Source organism: Leptotrichia hongkongensis (genome assembly GCF_041538065.1).
Taxonomy (GTDB): Bacteria; Fusobacteriota; Fusobacteriia; order Fusobacteriales; family Leptotrichiaceae; genus Leptotrichia; species Leptotrichia hongkongensis.
On record NZ_JBGORW010000007.1, the window covers coordinates 118,204 to 141,844 of the forward strand.

The following is a 23,641-nucleotide window of genomic DNA, read 5'->3' on the forward strand; positions in this document are numbered from 1 at the left end:
AATTATTATAACAAAAAAAACTGGAAAACTCCAGTTTAATTTGCCAATATTTTTTTACTTTAATACAAAGTTTTTCCCTTAGGGCTTTTAACAATTTAATTATATCATATTTTCAAAAAAAGTCAATTGTAAAATAAATATCATTTTTTTGTTTTATACACTTTTTTCTTATCCTTTATTTTGTACCCGTTATTATTTTCATTTTCATTATAATGTTTATCAAGTGTTTTTACATTTGCCTCCTTAAAAATTTTACCTTTGTAATAGGTATTATTCTTATCTTTTGCATAATCATCATTCATTATTTCAAAACTTTTAATATCAGCATTTTTAATTTTCTTTATCATTTTTTCTTTATCTGAAAAATAGAAAATATTTTTATCATCTTTAAAATAATTAAGTTCCATCATATCAAATTTTTTAGGATTTGCATCACTTAATTCATTTATTTTATAATCAATTCCTCTAAAATTGAAAACAGTAGCAATTTTATCATCATCTGCATTTAAAGTATAAACAGCATTTTTATCTTTAAAAACATAAGGATAATTTGTAATTTCTTCAAAACTATTAAAATCAATATTCTTAATATTTTTATTAATTTTAATTGTTTTTATGCTACTCTCTTTAGTTAATATGTAAATTCCATTTTTATCTTTTATTATAGAATTATCGTAAGATTCATTTAATACTTTAAAACTATTTCTATCTATTTTTTCTAATATATCGCCTTTATAATAAATATTATTTTTATCTTTTCCAAAATAAGAATTTTCTTCTAGTATTGCAAAACTTTTGAAATTTACATCTTCTATTTTTTTTAATTTTCCATTTTTATTATAATAAATGTTAGTTTTGTCCTTATAATATCTGTTATCAATATGTTCAAAAGTGTTTATATCAACTGTTAAAGGTGCTATTTCAACTTCTTTTTCCTCAAAATTAAAAATTTCGTACAATGTATCTTTTATTTTGATGAAGTCATTTTCAATTATTTCAACATCATCGGGATTAACATTTTTTACTTTTTTCCATTTAAAGTACAAATTATTTTTATCCTTTTTATATCTTGTCATAGAAATATTTTGATAAGTCTCAATATCCAAATCCTCTAACTTATGAAGTTTATAATTCTCCAAATAATAAACATTATTTTTATCCTTGAAATAATCATCCAACATTTCGTTGGCTATTCCAAAACTTTCTATATCTATCTCATCATTTCTAAATTTTATTAAAGTTTTTTTATTCTCATCAATATAATAGATACCATTTTTATCTTTTATCAAATTTTCAGGTTCTGATATTCTATTTTCATAAATAACTTTAATGCTATTAATGTCTAAACCTTTTATTTGTTGATTTTCAAAATAAACATTATTTTTATCTCTTAAAATATTTTCACTTAATTCATTAACACTGTTTCTATCTGCATTTTCCATTTTCAACATTTTATCTTCAGAAAAATAGTAAACATTGTTTTTATCCCGATAATATTTATTATCAAGATAGCTACGTCCATTTATTTTTTCAAAAGTTTTTGCATCTACATTTTTTATTTGTAAAATTTTCCCACCTTTTTGGAAATAAATATCATTTTTATTTTTATAAATAGTTGGATCTTCACGTGAAATTACTTTAAAATCATTAAAATCTATATCAATTTCGTTTTCTTTAAAATTTATAATTTTTAATTTATCATAATTTTTTCCAAAAGTATAAATTCCATTTTTATCTTTAAACATTGTAATATAATATCCTTCAACTACTTCAAAAGTTTTTGGATCTATTTTATTTAATTTTTCATCCCAATAATAAACATAATTTTTATCTTTTGCAATATGATAACCCAAAATCTCAAATGTTTTCGCATCTGCATTCAGCAATTTTTCTAATCCATTTTCTGTTCTATAGTACACACTATTTCCATTAATTTTATAAATAGGAATCACACGAATATCTGCATTCACAATACTCCCTACCAAAACAAACAAAAGCAGAATTTTTAACAAATGTCCTTTAATGTTCACAACGACTCTCCTTTTTTATTCTCAAGTTTTTGATTTATTAACAATTTAAATAAAATAATTTCTATTATTTAATCTCCATTTCCTCTTCAAATTCCTTTGGATTTTTCCCTTCCATTTTCTTCCCTTCGAAATAAACGTTATTCTTATCTTTTCCGTATTTTCCAGTCATTGTTACCCTAAAACTGTCTTTATCTGCTCCATTTATTTTTACAAATTTATTTCCATCCATAAAATAAACGCCATTCTTATCTTTGAAATAATAGGAACTGTCCATTGGCGAATAAATTCTTTCAAGAGTTTCTAAATCAATGCCTTTACTATCCAATCGAGTTACTTCTATTGTTTTTTTGTTATCTTCAGTTTCAGTAAATTTATAAACACCATTTTTATCAGATAGTATTATTTCATACCATAATCCGCCATCAAAATAACTAAAATTATCAGAGCTGATTCCTTTTAATTTTTTTCCTTTATAGTAAACGTTATCTTTGTATTTTATCCACGTTCCCTCCAGTTCTATAATTGACCATTCCTCATCTCTATTTTCAATATCTTTAAAATCCATTCCAACTATCTTTTTACCGTTAAAATAGACATAATTTTTATCTTTGTAAAAACCAGCATATTCTACTTTTTCAAATGAACTAGCCTCTGCCCCTTCTATTTTTTCAAATTTATCCACGTCAAAATAATAAACATTTTTGCTATCTTTAAAATATCCCAAATCTAAGTTTTTTAGATTTTTGAAATCAATTTTTATATTGATTGGAACTATTTTAAATTTGTATTTTCCCTCGTCTTCTTCAATTTTATAAATACCATTTTTATCCCTTATAAGATTAGCCCGCATTTTTTCAAAAGTTTTTGCATCTATTTCTTCTAATTTCTTATTATTTAGATAAATATAATCTTTATCTTTTGAGAAATTACCATAACCAGTATAACTTGAATCTAAAATTTCAAAAGTTTTTAAATCAGTATTTTCTATTTTATAAAGATTATTATCTGATTCATAATAAACATAATTTTTATCTTTATAATAGTTGCCATCAATATGTTCAAAAGTTTTTAAATCTAATCCTTTTATATTTAGTTTTCGAACTTTTATTTCTATATTTTCATTTTCTTTTTCAATATCTTCTAAGAAATATAGTCCATTTTTATCTTTTACTATTTCATAACTTAATTTTTTAAATGTCTTTGGATCAATTCCGTTTAATTTATATTCAAATATATAAAGGTTTTTATCATCTCTCGCAAAAGTATCATCCACCATTTCAAATGTTTTCGGATTTACATAGGATAATTTTTTGAATTTTATTTTACCATCTCTGTTATCCACAAAATAAACATTGTTTTTGTCTTTATAATATTTGCTATAATGTCCTCCAGCAAATTCCAAAGTTGCAATATCTACTCCTTCTATATTTTGCACTCTTGGTATGAAAGTTATGCCATCCTCTGCTCTATCCAAATAAAAAACATTCTTATAATCTTTTATAAAATTCAAATCACTGTTCAATACTTCAAATCCTTTTGGACTAACACCTTCCAACCTCTGTTTGTCAACATATACGCTATTTTTATCTTTTGAAAAAATTCCCAGTTCAAATGTATCAGCATCTGCTCCTTCCAGTTTTTTTAATTCCTGTTTATCTTCAGTCATATCGACATAATAAACCGAATTTTTATCTTTATAAAATGCTTCTTTAAAAATATCCTCAAAACTTGCCACATCAATGTTCAAATTTTTTATTGCTCTTATTTTAGTTTTTCCATCATCTGTCGTATAAATCTCATAAACATTTTTATTATCCTTCAAGTAGTTATCATCAAAAATTTTAAGCCCTTCAATACCAACAGAATCTAGCTTTTCTCCATCATAATAAACATTTTTCCTATCTACCCCATAATTTCCGTTTACAATTTGAAATGTATTTTTATCAGCATTTTTTACTATTTTTACTTTCCCATTTTCATTATCTACAAAATATACGTTATTTCTGTCTTTTATATAACTACTATAAGAAGAATTGTTATTATCCAAAAATACTAAACTATTTACATCAATATTCAAATTTATTTTATTAATTTTTCCATTAGAAAAATAATACAGATTATTTTTATCTTTTACAAAATCATTCAACTCAAGCACTTTATCAGCACTTTTAACATCAATTTCACTTTTGATTTTTTTTAAATCATTATCTGAACGATAATAAAAACTGTTTTTATCTTTATAGTAGTTCAAAATTCCAAAATACTTAAATGTACTAAAATCAATGTTCAAATTATTTATTTTTTTTGCTTCAATTTTATCGTTTTTCCTGTCATACAAATCGCTATTGCTATTAAATGTCAAATAGTAATTATTTTCGCTTTGAAGAATATAATTATCCTGTCCCATTTCTTCAATAACTCTAACATTATTCGGATTAATTCCGTTTATTTTTTCACCAATATAATAAATTCCATTTTTATCTTTTCCAAATTCCTCGCTCAAAGTAATAAAGCTGTTCCTATCAATATTTGGTAATTTTATAAAACCTTGTCCATCAGGAAAATCATTACTGTATTTAATAACAAAAATATTATTTTTATCTCTAAAATAATAAGTATCTCCCATTATCTCAAAACTTTTTGCATCAGCATCTTTAATATCCTCATTTCCTGTAATGTAAAAAACTCTATTTTTATCTTTCCCTATAAAATTTCCGAACGTTTTAATACTCGCAGAATCCACATTTTCCATTTTTCTTCCTTTGTAATAAACATTATTTTTATCTTTTGCGATATAATTACCCAAAACCTCAAAAGAATTTTTATCTGCTCCTTGTATTTTTTCCAAATTCTCATAGGCATAGTAAATATTATTTTTATCAACAAAATAATCTATGCTCGTAACATCTTTGCCATTTTCTAAAGCTCTAAAAGTTTTAACATCAAGTCCATCTAAAGATATTTTTTTTGTATTTATTTTATTATCCGAAGATATTGGTATACTATCTGTAATCTCAGCTTCAATTTTATATACATTTTTACTATCTTTTACATAATTTTCTTTTACTGTTTCAAATCCTTCAGGCAAAACATCTTTAAGTTTTTTACCATAAAAATAAACATATTTATTATCTTTTGCATAATAATCGCCAATAAGCTCTCTATCTTCCTTTAAAGGTTCAAAACTTTCAATATCTACATCTTTTACTTTGGATTTAATCTCATAATATGGCATTTTATAATAAATTTCACCATTTTCCTTTAAATATTCCGCATTTGCAATGCTTCCTGCTAGGATAAATAAAATTAATATTTTTAATAAATTTTTTCTTTTCATACACTTACTCCTTTTTTTATAATCTTTAATTTTTAGAAATAAAATACCTTTTTAACTTTTCAACTTTTTATTCTCTTTCTATTTTTATAAGATTCATATTTTCATCAATTTTATAAAATTCATTATTATATTTTATCTCATTATCTACAATTTTAAAGTAATTTGGATTAATATTATTTAACTTTTTCCCTTGATAATAAACATTGTTTTTATCCTTTGCATATAAGTATTCAATAACTTGAAAGGTTTTGTAATCAGCATTTTCTATCTTTTTTATCTCTGCATTTTCTTCATCCACATAATAGACATTCTTTTCATCTTTTATATATTCATTACTTTTTTCGCCATTTTTTTCCTTCAAAAATTTAAGTGTTTTTATATCAGCCTCATTTTTAAATTTAATAAGCGTTTTTCCCTTTTTTATATCATCAGTTTCATCGTAATAATAAAAATTGTTTTTATCTTTATAAACTCTCATGGAAAAACTTTCAAAAGTATCCCTGTCAATTGGAAAATCCATTTTTTTCGCATATATTTTTTCATTCGAATCATTTTCATAAACAAGATAAAAATCATTCCCGCTTTTAATAATATTGTCAGGAACACTGCTTAACGAAGTCAAAAACTTAAAATTATTTGGACTTACACCTTTCACTTTTTGCTCACGAAAATATAGATTATTCTTGTCTTTCGCATAAAAATCCTCCAAATAAATAAACGTCTCCAAATCAACTTTTTCATCAATTTTTTTCATATCAAAATAAGCATTTTTCTTATCTTTAAAATAATAATCTCCAACTGATTTAAGTGTCTTTGTATCCACATCTTTCAATTCCTTTTTTTCATAAGCATCAAAAACAATTTTCTCATCCTTCACAAAATGGCTTCCAAATATTTTAGCACTTTTAGAATCTATTTTTTCAATCTTTTCCCCTTGATAATAAATATTATTCTTATCTTTTGCAAAATCATTTTCCAATATTTCAAATGATTTTTTATCTATATTTTTTAATAATTTCGGCTTTTGTTCCATCCATTCCCGATAATAAATTTCTCCATTTCTTTTTATATATTCTGCATTTACAATATTTCCTGCCAAAATTAACAACCCAAATATTTTCAACAATTTTTTTATTTTCATAATTATTTTCTCCTTATAAAAAGTTACGCTAATTATTTATAAAAGTCCACAAATCTCAATAAACACAATATTTTAAAATTTATTTTTCTAATTCCAAAACTCCAGTTCATCTTCCGCTTCCACAGCCTCATCTTCTTCCTTTTCGTCAATATCTCTCAAAATATCATCAACACTCAAGTCGTTCAGTTCTGGATCTATTTTATCAAGAAAAGCTGAAAATTCTTTTTTTACTTTTTGAATACGTATTCTATCGCCTGTTCTTACAATCATCTGATAATTTTCCAAATATTCTGAAATGTAGTTTCTAATTTCTGTATTTACTATTTCTGCATAAATTCGGTTTGCCCTTTCAATCAGCAATTTATCTTTGTTTTGATTTTCTGACTGAATTTTTATTTCTTCCAAAGTTTTAATTCTTTCGTTTTTTTCTTCTTCGGATAAATCTCCGTTTATAATTAATTTATTTCTCTTTTCTCCCGTACTCATTGCAGTTGCTTCTGCCTCTAAGATTCCATTTATATCGTAAGTAAATCTTACATTTACGTTTTCATTTCCTGCATTATTTCTTGGAACATTTATTTCAAATTCTCCCAAAAATAGATTATCATTTATATTCAAGCTTTCCCCTTGATAAATTGCGATTCTTATTATTGTCTGATTGTCTTCTACTGTTGAAAAATATTCAGACTTGCTTGTAGGAACCGTTGTATTCCTTGGAATAATCGGTGCAAATCTCTGTCCAATTACTTCAATTCCGAGTGTAAATGGACACACATCTGTCAAAATTCTTTCCTTAAATGCCTTGTTTCTTTCCTTCATTCCCACAGTTACACCAACGCCGTAAGCTACGACAGTATCAGGGTTTTGAGCTATTGACACAAGTTTGTTGCCTTCAATAAAATCAGTATTGTCAAAATAAGTTTTTTCTCCACGCATTTTATTAAAATACTTTTCCACAAATTCTTCCACAATTCCCAATTTTACAGCCCCGCCGACTAGCACAACTTTCTCAATTTCTCTTGCATCTGTATTTCCATCCTGCAAAGCCTTGTCAATTGCAACTTTTATTTTTACAAGCAATGGTTTTACAGCCGCTCTGAAATCTGCCTGCGTAATTTCTGCTTTATAATCTTTTCCTTTAATTTCCAGTTCAATTTCCACATCTTTCAGACTTATCAGTTTTTTTACCCTGTCTGCCTTTGTGTACAATTTTGTTCTTTCATCACGGCTCAAGTCAGATATTGATAATCCTATATTTTTCAAGAAAATTTCACATATTTTGGTAGTAAAATCCTCTCCACCAAGCATCGTATCCCCACTTATAGAAATTACTTCCATAATATCCTCAAATGTTTCAAGCAAGGTAACATCAAATGTCCCTCCACCCAAATCAAGCACGATAAACTTCAAATTCTGATCTAAAATATGGCTTCCAAGTGACAATGCCGCAGCTGTTGGCTCATTTATAAGCCTTTCCACTGTAAGTCCTGCCAGTTCCGCTGCTATTTTGGTATCTTTTCTCTGTTTATCATTAAAATATGCAGGTACGCTTATTATTGCTCTGTCTATCTTTTCATTGAGCTGTTTTTCAGCATTTTCCTTTAAATGTTTCAGTACAAACGAAGAAAGCATCTGTGCATCAAAAGTTTTATTCTTTACTTTAATTTTTGCTTCCGTTCCCATCCTTCTTTTAAAATTACTTGCGGTTTCCCCAGCGTTCATCATTCTTCTTTCCTTCGCCAGTTCTCCCACGATTATTCCATCATTTTCATCAATTCCCACAACAGACGGAATCAAAATATTCCCATATTCATTTTTTACAAACTGTATTTCCCCATTATCATCAATATACGTAGCCAAACTATTTGTTGTCCCCAAATCAATTCCAATCATTCTTCCCATTGTTATTCTCCTCCTCTAACAGTATTCTTTTTTATAAATCTCAAAACTTAAAATTGTTAAATATTTAGTCAGTATATCTTATCCAATATCTTTTTCGCAAAATTTTCCACAGCCTTATCTTTCTCTTCCTCTTCCTTACTTTTTTAAGACTAACACATCTAAAACTTTTTTTGAAAATTCTCTTAATCGCTTGTATCTTATATTTGTAGTTACTACCATTTTTACAAATAAGATTATATTTAAAACTACAAATTGAAATATCAGCTGTGAATATAGTAAAAATGGTATAATTGAGGATTCATATTCCGCATTACCAATAACAATAAGATTTACAACAAACATTATACTCATTAAAATCGACAAATAACTTGAATACCCATATTGCATACTCCACTCAAATTCTTTTTCTTTAGCTATATTAACCCAGTCTAAAATTATGAAAAAAATAGTCCCCAAAATCCCTATGTACCAGTCAACAATAGGATTTAAAAAGAATAAAAATAAAACTATCGCACCAAAAATACTCCATAAATAAGACGTTATGCGTAAACTTATTCCGATTTTCTTATTTTTTTGTTCTCTATCAAAAATTTCTATATACTTATTAACATCAACATATTCATTTCGTATTTTATAAGTTATAAATTTAAAAGTTGCACCTACTTGCTCTATGTCTCTGTAAGGGTATAACGCAATATTCTTTCCAAATAATCTAAAAATCTTAATATTAAAATAATCTTGAATAAATTTTTCATATCCTTTTTCATTTTCTGAAAAATTTTCACTTACAATATTTTTTACAATTTCATCCAAACTTATGTTTTCACTTTTACCAGTATCTACCCAAGTTTCCCCTAAAATATCTGCATTCGTATTAGAATTATTTAGATTATAAATCAAAAGTTCCATTTCAATTCTTGTTATATTTCTCCAAGCATAATCACACAATCCATTTTTTTGTAAAATTTCTCTAATTTGATTTTTTTCCGAAACATCAAAATTAAAATGAAAATCACGTAAAATTTCTCGATATTCTGTTAATGGACGTTTTTCAGATAAAAGAAGATTTTTAAGCCGTCCTAGCCACGCAGATATTGATTTGTTTGTTATTTCATTTTGATCAAAAACATTTGAAAAATCTTGTGTTTTTTCAAAAAAACTTTTATAGCTTGAATTATTGGCAGAATTAAAAAAATTATCAAATATATCCTCAATAGAATCCCCTTCATATTCATTAAAATTCGATTGCTCAAATCCCAAAGCAATTCCGTAAGCTTCGTTAATTCTACTAAATATTTTATCATAATTTTCAGAATTGTTGCGATGATACCTCTTTAATAGCTCTTTATACTTCTTTTTTATTTTTTCTTTATCAGTTGTAGGTTCCATTTCTAGTATTTTAAACGCTTCTGTAAATCTATCTTCTGTTCGCATAGAATTTTTTAAGTATTCAAAAATATTAAGTTTTTCATATTTATTTTTATTCTCTTTTTTTTCAAAAAACTTTTCCTTTGCCTGTCTTTCTTCAGATTTTTCAGTAAATTTATCTTCTTTTTTCTCAAATGTTTTTGAATCAAAAATATCGGAAAAATCACTCTCTTTCATTTCTTCTGTTTTTCTAAAATTTTGAGTATTTTCATACAAATTTTCAGAAAAATTATTTTCTGTATATCCCAAAGCAGTTTCATAAGCCTCATTAATTCTCATAAACATCTCAGGAAAATCTTCAGGATGATATTTTTTCAACATCTTGGAATACGCAACTTTTATTTTCTTCTTATCATTTGTCGGCTCTATTTCCAGTATTTTAAATGCTTCTGCAAAATTCAAAATTATCACTCCCTAAATTTCTTTCGTTTTCAAATAAAATGGCATCAGTAATTTAAAGCCTTTTAAAAATTCCTTTGTCAAATCTTCAAAATTTTCAAATTTTTCAATTTCTTCCACATCAAATTTAACAAGTACTTTTCTGATATTTCCCTCTTTCATATCTTCAAGTAATTTTTCCCTATTTTTTTCACTTCCTTCAATTCTATCCAGCATACAGTTTTCCTTACTTTTTGAAAACTGCACAAAATAATAAAGTGGTTTTTTAATAGGTAATTCTAAAACCTTGTTTTGTCTTTCAAGTGTATTTTCTCCAATTTTACGTTCAACAAAACTTACTTCCAACGAAATTCCGACTTTTTTAGTTTTCTCATTTTTAAAGACTCTAAGTGCAATTCCGGATTCATTTTCAGTATCTCCATCCTGCTTCAAAAACACCCAAAGATAAGGTCTTGCAACCTGTCCTTGATTCATCCAGCTGCTAACTTTCTGCAAATGAAATCCCTCCACATTTTTCTCTACAGATTTGGCTATTTCAGTAAAAATCTTTCGTGCAGCCTGTCCATTTTTTCTAAAAAGCGCCATATCTTCCTTTAAATCCCCAGCTTTTTCAGGTTTAATATATTTTCTTCCAGCATAATCTGTATATTCAATTAATGGCTTGTAATTAAATTTTTTATTCATATTTTTTCTCCTTAAATTTTTTTGATTTCAACTTCTTAAAAACTAAATAATCTTAGAAAACTTTTCTGAAACAATTATAAATACTAAGTTCAAGTTTAAAGAGAGTTTTCTATAAAATTATAACATACTTTCTCAAATTTCTAAAAAGGTTTTAATTTTTTCTTATATTTGCATAAAATAAATTTAAAGGTTTTCAAATGTTTTTTGTATATTATTTCAATTTTTAAATTTTTTGAATATACACTCGAACCCATTTAAAATTGAACTGATAGAAATTATATAATTTAGGATTTAAGTAAAATAGTCGTAATTTTTGAGTTCTGTTTTAAACTAGTTTTACTATAAATTTGATTTTTTAAAAAAATAGTGTATAATAGTATTGATTAAAAAAAGATTAAAAATAAGGGGTGGAAAAATGAGAATAAAGGGGAATAACGATGGGTTTACACTCATTGAGGTTTTGTTATACATTTCAATTATGGCGATTTTGTTTATGGTGGTTTCTATGAATTCACAGAAACAGAGGCAGAGTCAGGAGTTCGCAATTCAGAAGAGGAATATTAGCCAGTTTATTAGAAAAATTCAGCAGTACTCACAGCACAACAGGAAGGAATATGTGCTGGATTTTAAAATATCTGAAAAGAGGGCCTATTTTTTGGATGAAAAAAATGGGAAAAAGGATATTATAGATAAAATGGAGGTTTCCCAAAACTTATCTTATATGACAAATAATTCTAATAAAAATGCCGATTTTAGAAGACGTACCACAAATGAAGGGAATTTTGAAAAAGGATTTTCCGTTTATTTGCTGGATAAAAAGGGAGAAAAAATTTATTACAGGATTTCCACAAACACGATAAATGCCGCAAAATATCCAATTATAAGTATTTACAGGGCTAAAAAGCCAATTAATCTTTCGGATGACTATTCAAAGGCTAACTTGTGGGAGGAGGAAATTTAAGTTGAAAAGTGGGGGAAATTTAGAAAATAATGAGATAATTGAGGAAAAAAATAAAAAAATAGATTTTGAGAATATAAGATTTCGTAAAATCGTGAAAAAATCTAATAAAAATGAAAATATAAAAAATTCTGGAAATATAAAAGTGAATAAAAATAATGACAATAGTCAAACTCAAGAAAACGTAAATAAATTTGAAAATAAGGAATTTGACAAATATATTTTGGAAATGCAGAAATTGAGAGAGAAAGAAGCTAGAAAAAAGTATATAAAAGCTGAACTTTCACGCAGGAAACAAAATTTAGTAAAATTTTTTAATATGGAAATAGGAATTGAAGAAGTGAAAAGAACTTGGCAATTTGGAATTTTAATTTTGGCAGGAATTTTTTTGTTTGTGTTTTATCTTAATTTTGTTACTTTTAAGGGAGAACTTTCTGGAGAAAAGACACTTTATGTTAAGATTGATGGAAATCGTGGAAGTGTCTTGAAGGTTAATAACAAATATTTGAAAAGTCAAGCGAGCATTGAGAATAAGAAGGGGTTTGAATATGGATTTTATCTTATGCGGTACAAAATTAAGAAAGTTGTAAATAAAAATGGCAATATCAAGATTGAAGGGAAAGTGTTAGGATATAAAGAATCACGATTAAATGGCGTTCGTAAATATATTTTGGAGATTTTTGATAAATTATTTATAACAGAAGAAAATTTGTATGCTTTTTCACGTGCTGCGGTTCTGGGAGAAAAGGCGGAAGTTTCTAAGGATATGAAGAATAAGTTTAAATACACGGGACTGGCTCATTTGATTGTAATTTCTGGAACTCATATAAGTCTGGTTGTGATTGGGATTGTGAAAATTTTGGACGGGCTGTCGCTAGGGTATAGGTTTAAGTATCTGATGGCACTTGTGGCACTAACTTTCTATTGTGCATTAATTGGATTTTCTCCAGGAATTTTACGTGCCTATATTATGGGAGCGATGATGATTTTGGCAAGGATTCTTTTTGAGCAGGAAGACAGTAAAAAATCTTTGTTAATATCGTTTATTGTTATAATTGTGCTAAATCCATATTCACTTTTTGATATTTCAATGCAGCTTTCGTATGCGGCAGTTGTGGCAATAATATTTGTAAATCCTGAATTTAAGAAAATTTATCAGGAAAAAATTTTGGATAAAATAAAAAACGAAGTATTGAAAAATACTGTAGATTTGATATTTTTAAGTTTAACAATACAAATTACAAGTATTCCTTTATTTTTATATTATTTTGAAAAACTGCCATTATTTTCATTTTTATTAAATATTGTAGGAATACCTATTGGAACTGTTGTTATACAATGTTTATTTTTGGCTGTACTTCTAAATATTTTTAAATTATCTTTATTTAATGGAATAGTAGTTTTTATTACAGAAGTTATTTTTAAGGCTTTTGAAGGATTTATTTCCGCTGGAAGCAAAATTCCGCTTTTACAGATTAGTATCAATGGAAAAGTACCGTTGTGGACGGTTTTTGCATATTATGGAATGTTATTTTTTATAACATTTTTTGTAATGCCGTTGTTTACTGCAAAAATTGATATGTACTCAAGTTCTTTTAATACTAAGCAATAAAATAATCATAGAAATAGATTTAAGAATGTTATTAGCAGTATAAATGAAAATTATGATAATAAACATATTTTATAAGTTCCTGTTTCGTGGTATAATGATATGATAAAAAAATAATAAAATTTGAAAGGAAGATAGAATATGAGTTTACCAAATTGTCCAAAATGTGGATCAGAATATGTTTATGAGGACGGAAATATGTTAGTTTGTCCAGAATGCTTTTATGAATGGGATGAAAATGGGGAAGAAAGCAGTGATGAAAACGTTGTGAAAGATTCAAACGGGAATATTTTACAGGATGGAGACAGCGTTACAATTATTAAGGATTTGAAAGTAAAAGGTGCATCATCAGACTTGAAGAGAGGAACAAAAGTTAAAAATATAAGATTAATTGATGATGGAATTCATAATATTGATTGTAAAATAGATGGTTTTGGTGCGATGAAGCTGAAATCTGAATTTGTTAAAAAAATATAAAAAATAGATTTTTTAATAACTTACTTTATAAGTTTTTTTCTTAAATATTCAACTAGATAATATTTATTTGAATTTTAACTTTTTTGGCTAATAAATATTTATTTGATAACTTTTATGTTTTTTCTTTGTTTTAGAGCAAAGGGGAACAATCGCTATCCCCTTTGCAATCCCCGCTTGTCTAAGCATTTTTTGAAAACAAAATCGAAACTCGCTACGTAAAACTTCGCTCAAACAGTCGATTTTATTTCCAAAAAATCAAGACGTCTTGGTTTAATTATAAATAGTTATGTTAATAAGAAATATTAGTTGAAATAGTATGAAAAATGATTAATTTAAATATTTGAGAATTGAAATTGTTAAATAAATTTATTATCATAATTAAATTAAAAGAATAGAATTGGAGAAAGAATGAAATCAGGATTTATAACAATTGTTGGGCGTCCGAATGTTGGAAAATCAACGCTTATGAATAAGCTCGTGAAAGAAAAGGTTGCAATTGTGTCGGATAAGGCTGGGACGACTAGGGATCAGATAAAAGGGATTGTAAATATTGGAGAAAATCAGTTTATATTTGTGGATACGCCAGGGATTCACAAACCTAAACATTTACTTGGAGAACACATGACTAATGTGGCATTAGAAGCACTTGAAAATGTCGATTTGATAATGTTTATGCTGGATGGGACACAGGAAATTTCAACTGGGGATATGTTTGTTAATGAAAATGTGCGAAGTGTGAAGACACCGATTGTGCTTGTTATTAATAAGATTGATAAAATGACGGATGAGGAAATTGAAGAGAAGAAAAAGGAAATTCGTGGAAAATTGGGAGAGTTTGATGAAATAATAACTCTTACGGCGGAATATGCAATTGGAATCCATAAGATATTTGAAGTTGCTGAGAAATATTTGTCAAATGATGTATGGTTTTATCCAGAAGATTATTATACAGATTTACCAGTAAATAAAATCGTTGTGGAAACAGTCAGAGAGAAAATTTTACATCATACGAAAGATGAAATTCCGCATAGTGTGGCTGTAGAGATTATTAATGTGGAAACAAAGCCTACAATTAGAAAATATGATATAAATATTTATGTCGAAAGAGATAGCCAAAAAGGAATTATTATTGGGAAAGATGGGGCTATGCTTAAGAAAATTGGGACGGAGGCTAGACGTGAGATTGAACATCTGATTGATTTGAAGGTTAATTTGAAATTGTGGGTAAAAGTTAAGAAAAAATGGAGAAAAAATAAGAAATTTCTTGATGAAATGGGTTATAAAATAAAATAACAGTTATTTTAGATTCTATTTGGTTAATAATAATTTCTTTTAATTTTTATAAAAAATTTGCTTGAAAATACATATCTATAGAGAAAGTAGAAATATGAGTTTAAATTTTGGAAACAATTAATAAAATAGAATTTTGAAAAAAAGAAAGAGGAAAATAGAGATGGATTTTAAGATACATTCAAAATTTAAGCCTACTGGAGATCAGCCTCAGGCTATTAAAAAGATTGTGGAAAACTTGGAAGATGGGATTACAGATCAGATTTTGCTTGGGGTTACGGGGTCGGGAAAGACATTTACAGTTGCGAATGTTATTGAGAAAATAAATCGTCCAGCTTTGATAATGGCACCGAATAAAACACTTGCAGCACAGCTTTACAATGAATATAAACAGTTTTTTCCTGAAAATGCTGTTGAATATTTTGTGTCTTATTACGATTATTACCAGCCTGAAGCATATATTATGCAAACTGATACATATATTGAAAAGGACTCTTCAATTAATGATGAGATTGATAAATTGCGACATGCAGCAACAGCGGCACTTTTGAACAGAAGAGATGTTATTATTGTGGCTTCAGTTTCGGCAATTTATGGATTGGGGTCGCCAGAGGCATATAAAAAGAGATCGATTCCGATTGATGTGGAAACTGGATTTGAGAGAAATGAGCTTATAAAAAGGCTGATTTCACTTAGATATGAGAGAAATGATATTGCTTTTGAGCGTGGAAAATTCCGTGTGAAAGGTGATATTCTTGATTTACATCCGTCTTATCAGGATACAGGGTACCGTTTTGAATTTTTTGGAGATGATTTGGAAAGCATTTCAGAGATTAATACACTTACTGGGCAGAAAATTAGAAATATAAAAAGAATCACAATAATGCCTGCAACTCACTATTTGACAAATGAAGATACAAAAGTGATGTTCGAGGCAATAAAAAAGGAAATGGAAGAAAGAGTACATTTTTTCCAAAAAGAAGGAAAACTGCTGGAAGCACAGAGAATTGAGCAAAGGACAAAATATGACTTGGAAATGATTGAGGAAATTGGTTATTGTAAAGGTGTGGAAAACTATTCCAGATATTTGACTGGAAAAGGTGAAGGAGAAGCGCCTGATACGCTGATTGACTATTTTCCAGAGGATTTAGTCGTATTTCTGGATGAGTCGCACATTTCAGTTCCACAGATAAATGGAATGTATAAGGGAGATAGGGCAAGAAAGAAGGCTTTAATTGACAATGGATTTAGGCTTCCAAGTGCTTACGACAACCGTCCATTAAAATTTGAGGAATTTTTTGAAAAAGTTCCACAAGCTGTGTATATTTCAGCCACTCCAAGCGATTACGAGCTGGAACATTCAAATGGTGAAGTTGTAGAGCAGCTTGTACGTCCAACAGGAATTGTAGAGCCAAGTATCGACATTCGTGAAACAAAAAATCAGATTGATGACTTGATGGATGAAATAAAAACAAGAACGGCAAGAAAAGAACGAATTTTAGTTACAACCTTGACAAAAAAAATGGCAGAAGAACTGACAGATTATTATTTGGAATATGGAATAAAAGTAAAATATATGCACTCTGACATTGACACGCTAGAAAGAACAGAGATAATAAGAGGCTTGAGAAAAGGTGAATTTGATGTTCTAGTTGGAATAAACTTGCTGCGGGAAGGACTGGATATTCCAGAAGTTTCATTAGTGGCAATTTTGGAAGCAGACAAGGAAGGATATTTGCGTTCTAGAAGATCTTTAATTCAGACAATGGGACGTGCAGCAAGAAACGTAGAAGGACACGTTATCCTATATGCTGACAGAATAACAGGCTCTATGCAGGAAGCCATTGACGAAGTGAACAGACGGCGTGAAGTTCAGGAAAAATATAATTTGGAAAACAATATTAATCCAAAATCAATTGTAAGAGAAATCGCAGAGTCAATCGTAGACTATGAAATTGAAAAAGAAAATGAAGCAAACAAAGCAATTAAACAGTATAAGAGTGAAAAAGACGTGGAAAAGGAAATCAAGAAACTTGATAAGCAGATTAAAAAACTGGCTGAAGAGCTTAATTTTGAAGAAGCTATTAAGCTGAGGGATAAAATGAATGAATTGAAAAAGTTATTAATTGAACTGTAATTTTTTATTTTTGATATTCAAACAAGTTATTTTAAGTTTTATTTATACCAATTATTTTAAGTAGAGAGATTATACTATATATTTTCCATTTAATAGCGAATGTTTAACAAATTTTGGATTGCATACTTTTTAGTAAGGAATTAAAACTTCTTGTTCTTGACATAGCTTTTATTTTCTAATGAGATTTAGTATTAGATTATTTTGTTTAATAACAATTTTTATTATGTTTTTTCTTTATTTTTGCAGGATTGCTCATTGCCGCAAATCCTTATCTTGCATGAAAGATTTATCCTGATAATTAAAATTGTGGTAAGATTGCTACGCAATACCTATGGCTAGACTACGACTTTTATTCGCCCAACTACGAAACTCCTCCTTTCAGTCGTCAGACAGTCGTAGTTGAACAAATAAAAGCTCCGTCAACTTTTTAAATTTATATTAGATTCATTATTTAAATTAGAATTAGTATAAATAAAAAATTATTAATCTGAATATAGTGCCATGAAATAAAATTTTTGATAGGAGTAATAAATTGAATAAAGACAAAAAAATAAAATTTCCAGATTGGATGTCGTTGTTTCCGTTTTTTATTTCACAATTAATATTGTATCCGATAGCTTTGTATACAAGAAATATGATAATAAAAACCAATAGTACTAGTTCAATATTGATATTTATATTTCGTTTTTTTGAATTTCCAATATTTTTTTCAATAACTTTAATTTTGCCATTAATAGTGTTTTTTGTACTTGGAGTAATGTATGATTTTGAAATTAGGATGAAAAATGTATTTTATATTTTGGGGAGTTTAATATTGATGTATATTTTTTTGATATTAATTTTCAATATGAAAGAATTATTATTGTTAATAGGATGTTGTATTGCATTTGGATTGGGATTGTTAGTGAAATAGTTTAAGAATAAAAAAGGGAGTTGATGTGATGTTTATTTTGAAAATTCTGTTAGAAATAGTAATAATGCTTATTTTGTGTGTGATTTTAAATTTAATTTTTGTGAAGAAGATTCTTAGAGTAAAAAATAAGAAGAAATTGCCTTTAAAAAAGGTAAAAACTGTTGTGTTTGATGTCAAAAAATTGAAGGAAGATGTGGCTGTGCCAGCGTTAAAGGGGAAAGAGAAATTGTCATATTATCAAATATTACAAGGGTTAAATAATCTTGCGGAAGATAAGAATATAAAAAAAGTGATTATTGATGTAGATAAGTTAAATTTGACACTTTCACATCTGGAAGAGATTTCTAAAATTTTTGACAAGATTAGGAAAAATAAGGAAGTAGTGGCAATAGGTACGCTTTTTGAGGAAAGTAGATATAGAGAGGCTTTACTTGCTGATAAAATTTTTATGTTTGACACAAGACAGTCAACTATGATTTTTAGGGGATATTTGCATAAAGAATTTTATTTGAAGTCGTTTCTGGAAAAATTTGGGATAAGGATGAATGTGCTTCATATTGGTGATTACAAGGTCGCTGGAGAAAAATATAGCCATAACCAAATGTCAGAAGAGAAAAAGGAATCAATTAAAAATATAAAGGATAAAGTTTATGGAGATTTTGTGGAACTAGTGAAAAATAAAAGAGGCGTTGATATTGAAAATGAGATATTGAGTGGAAATCTTATTTTTGCTGGGACGAAAAAGGCTTTGGAATATAAATTGATTGACAGTGTTGCTGATTATGATGAAATTGGGATAAATTACAAGGAAGATACCGTTTCGATTGAAGAATACATAGGAATGTTGAAAGAAAAAAAGGAAAAAGCAAAAGATACGATTGCAGTAGTGAATCTTGAAGGTGTTATTGATGTGAAAAATCCCAACAAGAATATCACTTACGAAAATGTATGTGAAAAATTAGAAGAATTAAAAGAAATAAAGAATTTGAAAGGGTTGGTGTTAAGAATAAATTCGCCTGGTGGAAGTGCTTTAGTTTCTGAAAAAATATATAAGAAATTAAAAAATTTGACTGTGCCAATATATGTTTCAATGGGAGATGTTTGTGCAAGCGGTGGTTATTACATTGCCACAACTGGAAAAAAATTATTTGCGAATAACTTTACTTTGACAGGCTCAATCGGTGTTGTTATGATGTATCCTGAAGTTGCAGGAACAATGAAAAAGTTAGATATTAATTTGGAAGGATTTGGAAAAGGTGCTGGCTTTGATATGCTGAATCCGTTTGAAAAACTAGGAGAAGATTCAAAAGAGAAATTAATCCATAATATGAATGAAGTTTATAGCGAGTTTAAGGAACATGTAATGGTAGCCAGAGGAATGAAAGATGAGGAACTTGAAAAAATTGCACAAGGAAGAGTGTGGATTGGAAGCGAAGCCAAAAATATAAATTTAGTTGATGAAATTGGAACTCTGGAAGATTGTATAAACTCAATGGCAAATGATTTGAAGTTAGATAAATATAAAGTGCAAATAGTGGAGTTAACACAAACTTTGAAGGAAACTTTGGCAGATATAAAAATGCCGTTTGTATCTGAGGAAATTAGGGAAAAGATTGAATTTTTGCAAGGAAATATAAATCAGGTTTTGTATTATGAGAGTGATATTGAATTGTGAGAATTTCCAATTTAATAAAAAGTAAAAAAAGTATAAAAGAAATATTGGAAAAATAAATATTAATCTGTTAATTAATTTAAATTTTAATAAATTAAGAAAGGAAGTAAAAAAATGAACAAAGTATATTGCTACCCAAGATGCACAACTTGTAAAAAGGCCGTAAAATGGTTGGAGGAAAATGGGATTGATTACGAATATAAGCACATTGTGGAAGAAACACCATCGAAGGAAGATATTAAGAAATATTATAAAGAAAGTGGATTGCCGTTAAAAAGATTTTTTAATACAAGCGGGAATGTTTACAAAGAGCTAAACTTGAAGGAAAAATTGACAGAGATGTCAGAAGATGAGCAGTTTGAGCTGCTTGCAAGCAATGGAATGGTATTGAAAAGACCACTTTTGGTAGGGAAGGGTTTTGTGCTGGTTGGATTTAAGGAAGCTGAGTGGATTGAAAAGTTGAAATAAACTTGAAATTATTTAAAATTTATAATTTAATATAGATATTTGATAAAAAGATTATAATTTTTGAGTTTGAAATATTTAGATTAAAAAAAGTATTTTAGAAAAAAAGAATATTACTTTAAAAATTTTGAAAAAATTGAAAAAAATTTTGTAATTGTATTGAAAATTAATGGAAAATGTGATAAACTTAATAAGCTATTGAATAAAAGGATATTCCGCTTTTATTGTTGCTACCAGTTTTGTAATAAAATTTATAAACAAAAAAAGTTTGTGAATTAGTAAAATTGGTATAGATAGAAAGAATGTCTTAGAAAGAAGGGAGTGAATTTCTTGAAAGAGAAATTAATCGAATTAGTAGAAAAAAATTACTTGAAAGCTGATGTACCTCAATTTAAAGCAGGGGATACAGTTGCAGTTCACTACAAAGTAAAAGAGGGAAACAAAGAAAGAATACAGGTTTTTGAAGGTGTAGTTATTAGAGTTTCTGGTGGAAGTGTTGCTAAAAACTTCACAGTTAGAAAAGTATCTTCAGGAATCGGTGTAGAAAGAATCATTCCTTTAAATTCTCCATTAGTAGAAAAAATCGAAGTTAAGAGAATTGGTAAAGTAAGAAGATCTAAATTATACTACTTGAGAAACTTATCAGGAAAAGCTGCTAGAATTAAAGAAATTAGAAAGTAGCTTCAAGGCTAGCAAAATGCTAGCTTTTTATTTTTATAAAACTAAAAAATTTAAAAATTATAAAATTACAAATTTAGGAGAGGAAAAATTATGAATATGTTATTGTGGGGAGTATTTTATCTTATTGCAACGTTATTTCTGTTATTTTTCTTTTTTAAGGAAAAACAGGTCATACATTGGATAAGAACTAAAGAAGATGAAATATTGCAGAAAGTTTCACTTGAGAGAAGCGATAGAAGTTTTATTGCAGGGAATATATTAACAATAGTTGCATTAATTATTACATCAGTATTTTTCGTGATTGTTGATAAAACGCCAGATTCTGATATTTTTATAAAAGTTTGGGGAATTCTTGGAGTGTTTATTATAAATTTAATAATTTATGTTCTAAGAAGACAACATGAATGGATTTTTTTACTTAATCTTGTAATGTTGTTTTTGAGCAGATTAATGTTTAATATTATGGATATAAATTTTCATATTTATTTGGGAATAAATGTTGTAATTTCATTGATTCTTATTTATTTGTTTAAAGATTTACCAAAAGAAAAAATTGATGAACAAGTGATTCTAAAGGAAGCTGTGTATGGAAATAAAAAAATGGAGAATATATTGACTGAGGCAAAAGTAAAGAATGAAAGCACAGAAGAAATTTTAAAAAAAATGTTTCCAAAGGAAAATATTACAGTAGAAGAGAGAATTAAAAGAGAAGAAAGAAAAAGAAGTACATTTGGGAAAGCACTTTCAAGAATTGATAATGCTTTAGTTGCAATTATTTTAGTTGGACTGATACAAATGTTTTATATAGGAAATTATGTAATTCCTACAGGTTCAATGGAACCTACAATTAGGATTCAAGATAGGGTTTTTACGAATATGGTTAAATATCATTTTTCACACCCTAAAGTTGGACATATAATTGCGTTTAAAGAGCCGATGGAAAATAAACTGATGTTTACAAAAAGAATAGTTGGAGCAGCGGGAGATACTTTGCAAATTGCAAAAGGGAAAATGAGTATAACAGAATTTAGAATCGCAATTCTTGACAGCGAACCAAAAATTGAATATACTGGCGATGAAAAACACGACAAACTTGAAGAAGCAAAATATGAAAAAGAATTACAGGAACGTCAAGTTAAAGAAGTTGGTGGAGCAATGATAATAAATGGACAGGAATCAGAAATTTTAAAAAGAGTAACACCTCAAAAATTATATTTACCTGAAGGAATTCTTATGAATAATAAAATTTATATTCCTAAAAAAGGTGATAAAGTAAAACTAGATAAAGTCATTGCAATTGATAAAGTATTTAGAAAAACGGAAGACAAAGATAATACTTTAATTGGTCAAGTAAACTGGGAAAGCTACTATGATGGAAAAGGTTACAAAAAATTAAGTGGAAAAGAGTTTTTAGATTTAATAAAGACAGATAAGAATTTTAAAGATATAATAGGAAGTAATGATATCTATAAAGCTAGCCCTGATAATGTGCTAACTAATAAATACTATACGTTTACTTTAAAAGTTGAAGGTAGAGATGAAATGGTTATGCCAATTATGGACTTTAAGTATAATGATGAATTGTTTAAGAAGTTGTTAAATGGAGAAACTATAACACTTGATACTAATTATTATATGGCTATGGGAGATAACACTTCAAATAGTCATGACACAAGATACTTTGGGCTTGTAGCAGAGCCAAGAATTAAGGGTGAATTGCTTGTAAGATGGTGGCCATTGACTAGAATTGGGCTATTATAATTTAAGAGCATTTACATTTATAAGTGTATTTATTTTAATAATTAAAGAAGAGTTTGATAAAGTTAAATAAAAATGGAGAATAAAATGGAAAATATTGTCGATGAATTGGTTAAAATTCATAATGAGAGCTTTAAAAATAAAGTTGAAGATAAATATTTTTCTGAAATGATGTTAAGTGAGCAGTATGAGATATACTGCTTATTTAATTTTGTGAGAGAAAATATTTTTATAGAAAAATTAAAAAAAGAAGATAAAAATAAAATTTTTGAAAAAAGTCAAAAAGAAAAAACGGATTTTGGTAAAAATGAAAAATTTGAAAAAAATATGTTGGGATATGTCGCATTTTATGGTACAATAGAGAGCATAGATATTTTTGAGGTAGCAATAAAAAAAGAATATCAAGGACAAGGTTTTGGCGAAAAATTGTTAATTGAAAGCATGAAAAATTTGATTAAGGATAATGAAAATATAAGAATTAAAAATATACATTTTTCAGGAGAAAAATTTTTGCTGGAAGTTAACGAAAATAACGGAAAAGCGCTAAAACTTTATAAAAAAATTGGATTTGAAGAAATTTATGTAAGGAAAAATTATTATGGGAATAATGAAAATGCAATAATAATGATGAAATCTATTTAAATTTAGATTTTAAAATTCTGAATAGTTTTTTATTATGTCATTAATTTTTTGATAGAATAACGGAATCTATTGGGGGAATTGTAAAGAGGAAAGTTGAAAATTAAAAGATTTTTTTAAA

Annotated in this window: 16 protein-coding genes; 10 read left to right on the forward strand and 6 right to left on the reverse strand. The window is 27.4% G+C overall.

Features of this window, described 5'->3' with window-relative positions:
* Nucleotides 1–140 precede the first annotated feature (140 nt).
* From ACEG17_RS06830 to ACEG17_RS06855, 6 genes are all read right to left on the reverse strand, one after another.
* A complete protein-coding gene (locus tag ACEG17_RS06830; protein WP_372583094.1) occupies nucleotides 141–2,030 on the reverse strand; it encodes a DKNYY domain-containing protein in 1,890 nt (629 codons plus the stop codon).
* 64 nt (nucleotides 2,031–2,094) lie between these two features.
* A complete protein-coding gene (locus tag ACEG17_RS06835; protein ID WP_372583095.1) occupies nucleotides 2,095–5,367 on the reverse strand; it encodes a DKNYY domain-containing protein in 3,273 nt (1,090 codons plus the stop codon).
* Between the two features lie 67 nt (nucleotides 5,368–5,434).
* Nucleotides 5,435–6,508, reverse strand: coding sequence for a DKNYY domain-containing protein (locus ACEG17_RS06840; RefSeq protein WP_372583096.1), 1,074 nt, complete (start codon nucleotides 6,506–6,508; stop codon nucleotides 5,435–5,437).
* Nucleotides 6,509–6,595: 87 nt separating this feature from the next.
* Nucleotides 6,596–8,410 (reverse strand): Hsp70 family protein, encoded by a 1,815-nt coding sequence (locus ACEG17_RS06845; RefSeq protein WP_372583097.1) that lies wholly within the window; start codon nucleotides 8,408–8,410, stop codon nucleotides 6,596–6,598.
* 135 nt (nucleotides 8,411–8,545) lie between these two features.
* Complete coding sequence (locus ACEG17_RS06850) at nucleotides 8,546–10,240, reverse strand: DnaJ domain-containing protein (RefSeq protein ID WP_372583098.1); 1,695 nt, start codon at nucleotides 10,238–10,240, stop codon at nucleotides 8,546–8,548.
* A gap of 12 nt (nucleotides 10,241–10,252) precedes the next feature.
* On the reverse strand, nucleotides 10,253–10,921 hold the full coding sequence (locus ACEG17_RS06855; RefSeq protein ID WP_372583099.1) for a sakacin A production response regulator: 669 nt from the start codon (nucleotides 10,919–10,921) through the stop codon (nucleotides 10,253–10,255).
* A gap of 415 nt (nucleotides 10,922–11,336) precedes the next feature.
* Here ACEG17_RS06855 and ACEG17_RS06860 point away from each other — a divergent pair, with 415 nt between their 5' ends.
* The 10 genes from ACEG17_RS06860 (at nucleotide 11,337) to ACEG17_RS06905 (ending at nucleotide 23,523) form a co-directional block, all read left to right on the forward strand.
* Nucleotides 11,337–11,882: a type II secretion system protein gene (locus tag ACEG17_RS06860; protein WP_372583100.1), complete on the forward strand. Its 546-nt coding sequence runs from the start codon at nucleotides 11,337–11,339 to the stop codon at nucleotides 11,880–11,882.
* A gap of 1 nt (nucleotide 11,883) precedes the next feature.
* Nucleotides 11,884–13,491, forward strand: a complete 1,608-nt coding sequence (locus tag ACEG17_RS06865; RefSeq protein WP_372583101.1) for a ComEC/Rec2 family competence protein — start codon at nucleotides 11,884–11,886, stop codon at nucleotides 13,489–13,491.
* Nucleotides 13,492–13,629: 138 nt separating this feature from the next.
* Nucleotides 13,630–13,965: a zinc ribbon domain-containing protein YjdM gene (locus ACEG17_RS06870; protein WP_372583102.1), complete on the forward strand. Its 336-nt coding sequence runs from the start codon at nucleotides 13,630–13,632 to the stop codon at nucleotides 13,963–13,965.
* 408 nt (nucleotides 13,966–14,373) lie between these two features.
* Nucleotides 14,374–15,258 carry a GTPase Era gene (gene era, locus ACEG17_RS06875; RefSeq protein ID WP_372583103.1) on the forward strand — a complete coding sequence of 295 codons (885 nt, stop codon included), beginning with the start codon at nucleotides 14,374–14,376 and terminating at the stop codon, nucleotides 15,256–15,258.
* Nucleotides 15,259–15,418: 160 nt separating this feature from the next.
* Complete coding sequence (gene uvrB / locus ACEG17_RS06880; protein WP_372583104.1) at nucleotides 15,419–17,392, forward strand: excinuclease ABC subunit UvrB; 1,974 nt, start codon at nucleotides 15,419–15,421, stop codon at nucleotides 17,390–17,392.
* Nucleotides 17,393–18,333: 941 nt separating this feature from the next.
* Nucleotides 18,334–19,980 carry a signal peptide peptidase SppA gene (gene sppA, locus ACEG17_RS06885; RefSeq protein WP_372583105.1) on the forward strand — a complete coding sequence of 549 codons (1,647 nt, stop codon included), beginning with the start codon at nucleotides 18,334–18,336 and terminating at the stop codon, nucleotides 19,978–19,980.
* 111 nt (nucleotides 19,981–20,091) lie between these two features.
* Nucleotides 20,092–20,445, forward strand: a complete 354-nt coding sequence (locus ACEG17_RS06890; RefSeq protein WP_372583106.1) for an arsenate reductase family protein — start codon at nucleotides 20,092–20,094, stop codon at nucleotides 20,443–20,445.
* Between the two features lie 327 nt (nucleotides 20,446–20,772).
* Entirely contained in the window at nucleotides 20,773–21,123 is a 351-nt protein-coding gene (rplS, locus tag ACEG17_RS06895) for a 50S ribosomal protein L19 (protein ID WP_021768283.1), read from the forward strand.
* Between the two features lie 90 nt (nucleotides 21,124–21,213).
* Nucleotides 21,214–22,884: a signal peptidase I gene (lepB, locus tag ACEG17_RS06900; protein ID WP_372583107.1), complete on the forward strand. Its 1,671-nt coding sequence runs from the start codon at nucleotides 21,214–21,216 to the stop codon at nucleotides 22,882–22,884.
* 84 nt (nucleotides 22,885–22,968) lie between these two features.
* On the forward strand, nucleotides 22,969–23,523 hold the full coding sequence (locus ACEG17_RS06905; protein ID WP_372583108.1) for a GNAT family N-acetyltransferase: 555 nt from the start codon (nucleotides 22,969–22,971) through the stop codon (nucleotides 23,521–23,523).
* Nucleotides 23,524–23,641: the final 118 nt, after the last annotated feature.